This window comes from Micromonospora auratinigra, assembly GCF_900089595.1.
Lineage (GTDB): Bacteria > Actinomycetota > Actinomycetes > Mycobacteriales > Micromonosporaceae > Micromonospora > Micromonospora auratinigra.
Map to the genome: position 1 here is coordinate 2,075,518 of NZ_LT594323.1, position 10,752 is coordinate 2,086,269.

The 10,752-nt window shown below is 76.1% G+C and carries 7 protein-coding genes and 1 pseudogene; 1 reads left to right on the forward strand and 7 read right to left on the reverse strand.

All coding sequences use genetic code 11. From position 1 onward, the window contains the following. Positions 1-35 precede the first annotated feature (35 nt). Positions 36-1,346, reverse strand: a complete 1,311-nt coding sequence (locus GA0070611_RS09555) for an ABC transporter substrate-binding protein (RefSeq protein ID WP_091661064.1) — start codon at positions 1,344-1,346, stop codon at positions 36-38. A gap of 170 nt (positions 1,347-1,516) precedes the next feature. Here GA0070611_RS09555 and GA0070611_RS32195 point away from each other — a divergent pair, with 170 nt between their 5' ends. Beyond that, positions 1,517-3,925 carry a glycoside hydrolase family 10 protein gene (locus GA0070611_RS32195; RefSeq protein WP_157740280.1) on the forward strand — a complete coding sequence of 803 codons (2,409 nt, stop codon included), beginning with the start codon at positions 1,517-1,519 and terminating at the stop codon, positions 3,923-3,925. A 121-nt stretch (positions 3,926-4,046) separates the two neighbouring features. Here the strand turns inward: GA0070611_RS32195 and cobA are convergent, their stop codons facing one another. From cobA to cbiE, 6 genes and pseudogenes are all read right to left on the reverse strand, one after another. After that, positions 4,047-5,690, reverse strand: a complete 1,644-nt coding sequence (gene cobA, locus GA0070611_RS09565; protein WP_091661073.1) for a uroporphyrinogen-III C-methyltransferase — start codon at positions 5,688-5,690, stop codon at positions 4,047-4,049. Next, positions 5,690-6,277, reverse strand: a complete 588-nt coding sequence (locus GA0070611_RS09570) for a precorrin-8X methylmutase (RefSeq protein ID WP_091661078.1) — start codon at positions 6,275-6,277, stop codon at positions 5,690-5,692. The genes cobA and GA0070611_RS09570 overlap by 1 nt, the downstream gene beginning before the upstream one ends. Then, positions 6,274-7,353 carry a HoxN/HupN/NixA family nickel/cobalt transporter gene (locus tag GA0070611_RS09575; RefSeq protein WP_091661083.1) on the reverse strand — a complete coding sequence of 360 codons (1,080 nt, stop codon included), beginning with the start codon at positions 7,351-7,353 and terminating at the stop codon, positions 6,274-6,276. Before GA0070611_RS09575 ends, GA0070611_RS09570 begins: the two co-directional genes overlap by 4 nt. A 26-nt stretch (positions 7,354-7,379) precedes the next feature. Then, positions 7,380-7,538, reverse strand: a pseudogene (locus GA0070611_RS09580) (4Fe-4S binding protein); the annotation flags it as partial. Next, positions 7,526-9,361: a precorrin-3B C(17)-methyltransferase gene (gene cobJ / locus GA0070611_RS09585; RefSeq protein WP_269456355.1), complete on the reverse strand. Its 1,836-nt coding sequence runs from the start codon at positions 9,359-9,361 to the stop codon at positions 7,526-7,528. The gene cobJ and the pseudogene GA0070611_RS09580, both read right to left, overlap by 13 nt. Continuing rightward, a complete protein-coding gene (gene cbiE, locus GA0070611_RS09590) occupies positions 9,358-10,632 on the reverse strand; it encodes a precorrin-6y C5,15-methyltransferase (decarboxylating) subunit CbiE (protein ID WP_091661089.1) in 1,275 nt (424 codons plus the stop codon). Before cbiE ends, cobJ begins: the two co-directional genes overlap by 4 nt. Between the last annotated feature and the right edge of the window lie 120 nt (positions 10,633-10,752).

Genomic DNA, 10,752 nt, shown 5'->3' on the forward strand with positions numbered 1-10,752 from the left:
CGGCGCGTGCAGCACCGGGCGGCACCGGTGGTGCGTCAGCGGGCGAGCAGCTTGTTGGCCTCGTCCACGGCCTGGTCCAGGGCGGTCTTCGGGTCGAGGTCACCCTTGACAGCGAGCTGGATCTTGCCGATCACCGCGGCCTTGGTGCGGTCGTCCCACTGCACCGGGGTGAGGTTCTTGGCCTTGGCGATCTGCTCGGCGGAGATCTTGCGGGCCTGCGAGGTCGGGTCCGCCGCGTCCACCTGGGTGAAGTACGGGTCCTTGAGCGAGTCGGCGGTCGACGGCAGGATCGTGACGATCTTGGCGAAGGCGAGCTGGTTCTGCGCGTTGCTGACGAACTTCGCGAACTCCAGCGCGGTGGCCGGGTTCTTGCTCTTCTTCGGCACCAGCAGGCCCATCACCGACATGTTGGTGGTGCCGTCGGCGCTGGCGATCTGTGGGGCGACCGCGGTGGCCTTGGCGACGGCCGGCGCGTTCTGGCCGACCACCTTGAGGAAGTTCGGCCCGGACGGGAAGAGCGCGACCCGGCCGGCGGAGTACGCCTCGGTCTCCTTGGCGTGGTCCTGGGTCAGCCAGTCCGGCGCGATGGCCCTGCTCTTGTACAGGTCCCGCACCCGGGTGACGTACTGGACCGCCTCGGGCGTGTTGAACGTCCACTTGCTGGCGTCCTCGTTGAGCAGCGGCACGCCCAGCTTGGCCAGGTTGGGCACGAAGCTGTTCTCCAGCGCCGGGTGCCAGCCGTAGAACTTGCCCTTGCCGGCGGCGGAGAGCTTCTGGGCCTGGGTGAGCAGCTCGTCGATGGTCTTCGGCGGGGTCTGCGGGTCCAGCCCGGCCTGGGTGAAGAGGTCCTTGTTGTACATGGTGATCTCACTGGTGAGATACCACGGCAGGCCGTACGAGCCGGCCTGGCCGGGGACCTTGAAGGCGTCCCAGGCGCCGGGCACGAAGCTGCCCTTCACGTCGCCGGCGTTGGCGTCCATGTCCACGAAGACGCCCTGCTTCTCCAGCTTCTGGGCGAAGTTCGGGTTGAGGTTGACCACGTCCGGCAGGGTGCCCGCCTGGGCGTCGTTGGTGATCTTCTCCTGGGCGCCCTGGAACGGCAGGTCGACCCACTTGACGGTGGTGCCCGGGTGCGCGGCCTCGAAGTTCTTGATCAGGCCGTTGATGTACTCGTCGAAGGTGGGCTTGAGCGCGAGCGTGGCGAAGGTGATCTCACCCTTCACCTCGCCGCTGATCTTGTCGCCCGAGCCGGCCGAGCCGGCGTCGTCACCGTTGGACAGGCCGCAGCCGCTGAGGAAGAGCGCGGCCGCGACGGCGGCGGCAGCGAAGGCGCGGGTACGCCTCATGAGGGGTCCTCCATGCGTGGGGGAAGGAGTGGTACGGACCAGTTGCGCAGAGCCTGGACCACGATCATGGGAGACGTCAAGTGCTGCCTCGGGTTTTGCGCTCAGTGTCCGGTTTGGTTACCAGATTGAAGCCTTGACTTGTCCGTACCAGTGGGCACACGATGGGGCGCATGCCTTCCCCCACACCCCTGCGACGGGCCGCCGTCGGGTCGGCCGGCGTGGTCCTGCTCGGACTGCTGACCGTCCCGACCACCCCGGCGATCGCCGCCGACCCCACCTCGGGCCTGCCCACCGTGGTCGCCGCCGACGGCGCGACCGCCACCATCGACGCCATCGACCCGTCCTCGCGCGCCGCCGGCGTGCTCGCCCTCTACACCCCCGACTCCGGCGCGGAGACCAAGACCAACGCCTTCGGCGGCGAGGCCGTGCTGCGGGCCACCGGCGGCGGAACGTACCAGGTGCTCAGCGTCTGCACCGTCTTCGACAGCTGCCCGCAGCCGGGCAACAACGCCATCCCGGCCGACGGGGTGGTGCTCTCGGCGTCCCCGCCGGAGACCGGCGGCACCGACGACCGGCGCTGGCTGCGCGACCGGCTGCACGCCGGCGACCGGATCGAGCTGCGCAACCTGCTGATCCGGCGGGCCACCGGCACCCTCGACGCCACCGACCCGACCGCCGCGAGCAACCCGGCCGGGGTCGACCCGGCCAAGGGCGAGTGCTTCCCCGGCTGCCGCGGCGCCGAGCAGCTGATCGCGTACACCCCGGCCGTCGGTCGGGAGCGCACCGGCACCAACGACTACGGCTTCGAGGTCACCGTCCGCGACGGCCGGGTGGTCTCCCGGCAGGGCGGCAACAGCGTCGTACCGGCCGACGGACTGGTGCTCTCCGGGCACGGCTCGCGCGGCTCGTGGCTGGAGGGGAACGCCCCGCTGGGCGCGAAGGTGACGGTCACCGGCGACACGGTCACCGTCGACGTGGACGCCGAGAGCTACCTGCTCGGCGCGGAACGGGCCGTCGCCGCCGCCCGGCAGGGCCGCCAGAGCGCGGTCGCCACCTGCCTGGAGATCGACCCCACCGCGGTGGACGCCGCGCTCACCGAGGCCACCGCGCTGCTGGCCCGGGCCCGCGACGCCGCCGCCGGTGAGCCGCAGCGCTCGGCCGAGCTGGCCCGCGACGCCGCCCGCCGGGCCGACGTGGCCGGGTACCGGGCCCGCGAGTCCCGCCCGGTCGAGGGACGCGGGCTCTGGGTCCGGCCGATCGAGACCAGCCCCGAGCAGATCCGCGCCTCGCTGGACCGGATCGCCACCGCCGGATTCAACATGGTCTTCCTGGAGACCGTCTGGGGCGGCTACACCATCTACCCGAGCGCGGTCGCGGAGCGGGCCGGCATGCCCGCGCAGCGGCCCGAGATGCGCGGCTTCGACCCGCTGAAGGTCTGGATCGCCGAGGCGCACGCCCGCGGCATCGAGCTGCACGCCTGGACGCACACCTTCTTCGTCGGCGTCGAGTCCGGCGGCGGCCCGGTGCTCAAGGCCCACCCCGACTGGGCGGCCGTCGAGCGCGAGGACGTCGGCAAGGCCGGCCCGCAGCCGTCCCGGATGGAACCCGGCTACTACTGGGTCGACGCCGCCATCCCGGCCGTCCGCCGGCACGTGCTCGCCACCTACGAGGAGCTGCTGCGCGGCTACGACCTGGACGGGCTGCACCTGGACTACATCCGCTACCCGGTCTCGCTGCCGTACGGCGCCGACTTCTCCTACTCGACGTACAGCCGGCAGACGTTCGCCGCCGAGCACGGCGTCGACCCGTACACCCTGACGCCGGACTCGCCGCAGTGGCCGACCTGGAACGCCTGGCGGGAGAAGCAGATCACCACCTTCGTCGACCAGGTGCGCACCCTGCAACGGCGGGTCGCCGCGGACCGGAAGCTCTCCGCTGCCGTCTTCGCCGACCCGACCGACGGGCTGGCCAAGAAGTTCCAGAACTGGGGTGCCTGGGTGGACGCCGGCACCCTGGACTTCCTCACCGGGATGTCCTTCGGCACCTCGGCCGGCTCGGTCGGGCACGACACGGCGGTGATGCGCCAGCGCGTCGGTGACGTGCCGCTCTACACCGCCACCTACGGCCCGCTGCGCGGCTCCTCGCCGGACCTGATGCTCGACCAGGTGCAGGCGGTCGACGACGCGGACTCCGACGGCGCGGCGCTGTTCGCGTACAACCAGCTCAACGCCCGCCAGCAGGAGGCGCTGCGGGAGGGCACCTTCCGGACCCGGTCGGTGGTCCCGCACGCCGACCACCGGGCCGCGGCCCGGACCGGCGTGGCCGCCCTGCGGACCAGCCTCGCCGGGGCGACCGCCTGCGCGCCGACCGCCGCCACCGCCCAGGTGCGGGCCCGGCTGGTCGCCGCCGAGCGGCTGCTCGCCCCCGGGCTGCCGGCCGCCTCGGTCGACGCCGCCGCCGCGCAGCTGCACAAGGCCGCCACCGAGGCGGCCGGCTGGGGCACCGCGGTCCAGCCGGACCTCGCCCGGCGCACCGCCCGGGACCTGACCATGTACGCCCGCTGGGCCGACCTGGCCTGACCTCCGGCGGCACGGTGGGGCGGTTCCGGTCCGGAGCCGCCCCACCGGTCGTGGTGGAGGTGTCGGTAAGGGCGCATTCCGCTACCGCAGGCGTTGCGCAGGGGCCCTTCCTCGTCGCCGGTCAGCTGCGGAGGTCGACCACGGGGCCGAGGACGAAGACCGCGGGTGGGCGCAGCCCCTCCCGGGCGGCCCGCGCGCCCACCTCGTCCAGCCGGGTCGACCACTCCCGCTGCCCGGGATGCCCGGCCTCGTACACCGCCAGGACCGGGGTGTCCGGGGCGCGGCCGTGCGCGACCAGCGCCGTCGCGATCTTCCCGATCGTCTCGACCGCCATCAGCAGCACCACGGTGCCCCGGGCCCGGGCCAGCGCCGCCCAGTCCACCAGGGACTCCGGGTGCCCGGGCGGCAGGTGCCCGGAGACCACCGTGACGTCGTGCGCCACGCCCCGGTGGGTCACCGGCACCCCGGCCAGCGCCGGCGCGGCGACCGCGCTGCTCACCCCGGGCACCAGCACCGTCTGCACCCCGGCCGCCGCGCAGGCCAGCACCTCCTCGTGACCGCGCCCGAAGACGTACGGGTCGCCGCCCTTGAGCCGGACCACCCGCCGGCCGGCGCGGGCGTGCCGGACCAGCGTCTCGTTGATCGCCTCCTGCGCCATGCCGGGACCCCGGGGCACCTTGGCCGCGTCGACCACCAGCACGTCGGGGCGCAGCCCGTTCAGCAGCCCCACCGGGGCGAGCCGGTCGGCGACCACCACGTCGGCCGCGTCGAGCAGCGCCTTTCCCCGTACCGTGATCAGGTCGTCGGGGCCGGGGCCGCCGCCCACCACGGCGACCTGGCCGGGGCGCAGCGCCGGCTCGTGCCGGTGGTCGGCGTGGTGGTGATCGTGGTGGTGGTGGCCGGGGCCGTCCGCCGGGTCGTCCGGGTGGTGGTGCGGGGTCTGCGGCCGGCCCACCTTGTCCACGAACCCGGGCAGCGCCACCCGGTACGCGCAGGTGTCGCAGTTCATCCGGATGTCCCCGCGCAGCGCCTCGGCGTGCCGGTGCAGCACCAGGTCGGCCAGCTCGTCGCAGTCGCCGATCAGGTCGGCCACCCGCACGTCCAGCTCCGGGTGCTCGGCGGCGTACGCGTCGGACTGCGCGACGATCCGGTCCGGCAGCACCCCGGCGAAGAGGAAGTACGGGGCGACCACGATCCGCCGGGCGCCGAGCCGGCGCAGCCGCTCCAGCACCGCCGGCACCGACGGCTCGGCGAGCGAGATGAAGCCGGGCTCCACGCCGGCGTACCCACGGCCCTCCCAGAGCAGCCGGGCCACCTTGGTGACCTCGGCGTTGGCGTCCGGGTCGGTGGAGCCCCGGCCGATCAGGGCCACCCAGGTGCCGAGCCGCTCCGCGCCGTCGAGGACCGTGTCGATCCGCCGGGCGAGTACCTCGTGCAGCAGCGGGTGCGGGCCGAGTGGCCGGCCGTACGCGTACCGCAGGCCGGGGTGGCGGCGCTTCTCCCGGGCCAGCGCGGCCGGGATGTCGCCCTTGCCGTGCCCGGCGGCGGCGAGCACCAGGGGCAGCGCCACCAGCCGCCGGTGTCCCCGCCCGACCAGCGCGCCGACCGCGTCGGTCAGCGGCGGTCGGGACAGCTCGATGAAGCCGCCCTCGACGTCGTCGACGACGCCCCGGCGGCGGATCCGGTCGACCAGCGCGGCGAACTGGTCGACGCCGGCCGTGCTGCGGGTGCCGTGCCCGACGATCAGCAGCGGGCTGCGGTCCATCACTTCTCCTCCAGGTACAGCAGGGCGTTGAGCGCGGCGGCGGCGACGGCCGAGCCGCCCTTCTCCCCCACGTTGGACACGGCCGGCAGGCCACTGGCCCGCAGTGCCGCCTTGCTCTCGGCGGCGCCCACGAAACCGACCGGCAGGCCGACCACCAGCGCCGGTTCGACGCCGAGGTCGATCACCTCGACCAGCGCGGTCGGCGCGCAGCCGACCACCCAGACCGCGCCGGGACCGACCCGCCCGTACGCGATCCGCACCGCCGCGGCGGAGCGGGTCAGGCCGGTGGCGCGGGCCAACTCGGCGGCGGCCGGCTCGGCGACCGGGCAGACCGCCTCCCGGCCGGTGATCCCGGCGGCCACCATCCACACGTCGGTGACCACCGGCGCGCCACCGCGCAGGGCGGCCAGCCCGGCCGCCAGGGCGTCCTCGGCGCAGACCAGGTCGGTGACGTAGTCGAGGTCGGCGCTGGCGTGCACCACCCGCTCGGTGACCGCCCGGGTCAGCGGCGGCAGGTGCGACAGGTCGACCCGGGAGCGCAGGATCCGGTACGACTCGACCTCGATCGGGTGCACCGCCCGGCTCACGGGGCGACCGACCCGTAGCGGCGGTCGTGCCCGCGCAGCCGCCAGAGCAGCACGGCCCCGCCCCAGGCCAGCGCGAACAGGCCCACCACCGCGTAGCCCAACTGCTCGAAGTGCTCGGCGACGGCGGCGTACCCGGCCAGCGCGGTGACGCCCAGGTGGTCGACCAGCAACCCGGCCAGGTAGACGCTGGCGACCAGCGCGCCGACCAGCACGGTCATCCCGGTGGTGGCCAGGTTGTACCAGAGCCGCCGGGCCGGCTGCCGGTACGCCCACGAGTAGGCGCGGCTCATCAGCAGGCTGTCCGCGGTGTCCATGGCGGACATCCCGGCGGCGAAGAGCAGCGGCAGGGTGAGCAGGGCGAGCACCGGCAGGCCGCCGCCGGCGGCGGTGCTCGCCGACAGCGCCAGCAGGGTCACCTCGCTGGCCGTCTCCAGGCCCAGCCCGAACAGGAACCCGACCGGGGCCATGTGCCAGGAGGAGCGGACCAGGGCCCGGGACCGGCCACCGAGGATCCGGTGCAGCAGGCCCCGGTTGAGCAGCAGCAGGTCCAGTTCGGCCGGGTCCAGCGCGCCGGCGCGCAGCCGGCGCCAGAGCCGGGCCAGCCCGGCCAGCACGGTGGCGTTGAGGCCGGCCACCAGCAGCAGGAAGGCGGTGGCGGTGAGCACCGCGACCGTCGCGCCGAACTCGCGGACGCCGGCCAGCCGGGTGCCGGTCAGTCGGGTGGAGGCGAGCCCGACGACCAGCGCCAGCAGCAGCACCACGGCGCTGTGGCCGAGGGCGAAGAAGAAGCCCACCCCGACCGGACGCCGACCGCGCAGCAGCATCAGCCGGGTGGTGTCGTCGATCGCCGCGATGTGGTCGGCGTCGAAGGCGTGCCGCACCCCCAGCGCGTACGCCAGGGTGCCGGCGCCGGCCAGCCCACCGGCGGCCACCGGCTGGTGGTTCCAGTACAGGTAGAGGCTCACTCCGGCGACGTGCAGCGCGGCGACCGCGCAGACGACGCCGCCGAGGCGGATCCGCTCGGCACGGCTGAACCGGCCGGCGGGCGGCGCGGCGGCGGTCGGGGGCGAGGTCATCGGTCTCCTCGGGGTTCGGGGTCGACGCGGATGGCGTCCACCGGGCAGATCTCCAGGCACTCCAGGCAGCCGGTGCAGCGGTCGGTGACGCGCAGGCCGGCGGGCGTGGGGCGGATCGCGTGGACGGGGCAGGTGAGCAGGCAGGCGCCGCAGCCCTGGCAGGGGCCGACGGTCACCCGCGCCACCGGTACCCCCGGGGCGTGACCATGCGGCCGGCGACCAGCCGGGTCTGCGAGCTGCCGACGACGACCACGCTGTACATGTCGACCAGCGCGGGATCGAGGGTGGCCAGGGTGGCCAGGTGCACCCGCTGGCCGGGGCGGCTGGCGTTGCGCACCACGCCGACCGGGGTGTCCGGAGGCCGGTGCGCGGCGAAGGTCCGCAGCGCCGCGCCGAGCTGCCAGTCGCGGGTGCGGCTGCGCGGGTTGTAGAGCAGGGCCACCAGGTCGCCCTCGGCGGCGGCGGCCACCCGCCGTGCGATCACCGGCCAGGGGGTGTGCAGGTCGGACAGGCTCAGGTAGACGTGGTCGTGCCCGAGCGGCGCGCCGAGCAGCGCGGACGCGGCCAGGCCGGCGGTCACCCCGGGCACCCCGACCACGTCGATCCGGTCGTCCGCCTCCTCCAGGGCAGGGCTGGCCATCGCGTACACCCCGGCGTCGCCGGAGCCGACCAGCGCGACGGCGTGCCCGGCGGCGGCCTCGGCGACGGCGGCCCGGGCCCGTTCCTCCTCCGCGCCGAGTCCGCTGGCCAGCACCCGGGTGCCCGGCCGGAGCAGGTCGCGTACCTGGTCGAGGTACTGGTCGAGGCCGACCACCACGGCGGCCCGGCGCAGCTCGGCGACGGCGCGCGGGGTGCGCAGGTCGGCCGCGCCGGGGCCGAGCCCGACCAGGGCGAGCCGGCCGCGCGGGGCGTGCCGGGCGACGGCCACGGTGGCCATCGCCGAGGCGGTCTTCGGCACCAGCAGCGCACCGCCGCCGCGCAGCGCCGCGGCCTCCGCGACGCTCGGGGTGCCGACGGCGGCGCGGACCACCTCGCTGGGGTGCGGCACGTCGACCGCCGCCAGCTCCGCCGCCGGCCAGCACCGCAGGGGTACGCGGTACGCCCCGGCGGCGGCGCGGATGCCCGCCTCGTCGGCCTTCAGGTCGACGCTGGCCAGGCAGCGCAGGCTGGCCGGGCTCAGCCCCGCCTCGTCGAGCGCCCGGCGCAGCAGCTCGGTCACCTCGGCGGCCGGTACGCCCCGGCTGGAGCCGATCCCGGCCACCAGCGACGGCGGCCGCAGCACCACGGTCCGGTCGTCGAGCGGCACCACCCGGTCGGTGACCAGGATCCGCCAGCCGGGGTCGGCCGCCCGGTGGCCGCCCGCCCGCCCGGGGTCGCTGGGCCGGTGGCTGCCGGGCAGATCGGCCGGCGCGGGCTCGGGGGGCCGGTGGCCGTCGGGTGGGCCGGCCGGACCGGCTGCCGGCGGACGGCCGTCGTGGCCCGGCCCGGGGCCCGGCGGCGCGGTCTCGATCCGGACGTTCGCCGGCAGGGCGGGCAGTGGCCAGGTGGCGTCGGCGAGCAGCCGGACCGGCTCGCCGTCGAGCATCGCCCGGGACACCGCGGCGAGCGCCCCCTCCACCGGCCAGCCGAGGGTGTCCAGGCCGGGCAGGCCGACGGCGTCGGTGGCCGTGGTGACGACCGGCCGGGCGTCCAGCAGCGCCCCGACCCCGGCGGCGAGGTCGTTGGCCCCGGCGTGCCCGCCGAGCAGGGCGACCGCGTACCGGGCCGTCTCGTCGACCACCACCACGGGCGGGTCGGTGCGCTTGTCGCCGAGCAGCGGGGCGAGGACCCGGACCACCGCGCCGGTGGCCAGGAACGCCACCACCGCGTCGTGCTCCGCCCAGGCGGCGCGCAGCGCGTCGGCGCTGCTCTCCGCCTCGACCAGGTGGGCCGACGGCCAGGCGGCGGCGAGGATCGCGGCGTGCCGGCGGCCGGCGGCGGTCGCGGCGACGAGTCCGATCGTGGTCACGGTGTCTCCCGGGTGAGGTCTCCGGTGAGCACGAACACCGGGTTGGTGGCGGCCAGGCGCAGCGAACCGCCCGGCAGGTCGGTGAGGCGGGCGGCGGCGAGCTGGCTGCCCTCGACCGCGTAGCCGCCCGCCCGCAGCAGGCGTACGGCCGGGGCGACCCGGTCCAGGGCGGCCAGGGTCACCGCGACGCGGCCCGGGCGGCGGTCGGTCACGGCGGCGAGCACGTCGAGGCCGCCCCCGCCGACGAAGACCGCGTCCGGGTCGGGCAGGCCGGCCAGCGCGGCCGGGGCCCGGCCGGTGACCAGCCGGACGTCCACCCCGTGCCGGGCGGCGTTGGCCCGGACCGGGGCGTCGGGATCGGACTCGACGGCGATCACCGCCGCGCCGAGCAGGGCGCACTCGATCCCGACCGAGCCGCTACCCGCGCCGACGTCCCAGACCAGCCGCCCGAGGCGGGGGCGCAGCCGGGCCACCACCAGCGCCCGGACCTCCGCCTTCGTGATCATCGAAGCCCGGTGCGCGTACGCCGACTCGGGCAACGCCCAACCCTCGGCGGGCGCGGCGGCGGGCTGGTTGTCGGCGCGCATCCCGCCGTCGCAGTCCGGGGCGAGACTGAGCACCACGTGCGGGTCGGCCCAGGTCGCGGTCGCGGCCTCGGCGGGTGTGGTCCAGGTGAGCCGCTCGTCGGGGGCGCCGAGCCGCTCGGCGACCAGCAGGCGCCGGTCCCAGCCGGCCAGGCCGGCACCCACCTCGGCGGCGCCCGCGCCGGGGGCGGTGAGCACCGCGACCGCGGGCAACGCACGGGCGGCGTTGAGCGCGGGCCGCAGGTCACGGCCGTGCGCGCTGACCACCGCCGTGCCCTCCCAGGGCAGCCCGGCACGGGCGCAGGCCGCGGCGACGCTGGAGACCGCGGGCAGGACCCGGACCGGCAGGCCGGCCGCCCGCAGCCGGCGCACGATGCCGAAGAAGCCCGGGTCGCCGCTGGCCAGCACCACCGCCGGGACCCCGGCCGCGACGGCGTCGGCGAGCCGGCACAACGCGGGTTCGACCGGCCCGAGGGTGACCGTGGCGCAGCCCGGCGGCACCGGCACGGCGGCCAGGTGCCGGGCCGCGCCGACCACCAGCCCGGCACCGGCCAGCGCCCCGGCGAGCGCCGGGTGCGCCGGCGTACCCGCCGCGTCCACTCCGGCCACGGTGACGACGGCGCCCCCGACCGCCGGCGCGACCGGGACGACGGCCGGCGTGGCGTCCGGCAGGGCCCCTACCACCACGGGCGCGGGGTCCGGCACGGCCCGGACGACCGCCGCTGCGAAGGGCGGCGAGGAACCCGGTGACGCAGCGTGACCACTCCGGCGGCCAGACCACGCGTGACCGTGATGTCTGTCAGACAT

Excerpts from the sequence above, each read along its gene's own strand:
- GA0070611_RS09555 (WP_091661064.1), bottom strand. The coding sequence starts at position 1,346 with ATGAGGCGTACCCGCGCCTTCGCTGCCGCCGCCGTCGCGGCCGCGCTC.
- GA0070611_RS09575 (WP_091661083.1), bottom strand. The coding sequence starts at position 7,353 with ATGACCTCGCCCCCGACCGCCGCCGCGCCGCCCGCCGGCCGGTTCAGC.
- GA0070611_RS32195 (WP_157740280.1), top strand. The coding sequence starts at position 1,517 with ATGCCTTCCCCCACACCCCTGCGACGGGCCGCCGTCGGGTCGGCCGGC.
- cobA (WP_091661073.1), bottom strand. The coding sequence starts at position 5,690 with ATGGACCGCAGCCCGCTGCTGATCGTCGGGCACGGCACCCGCAGCACG.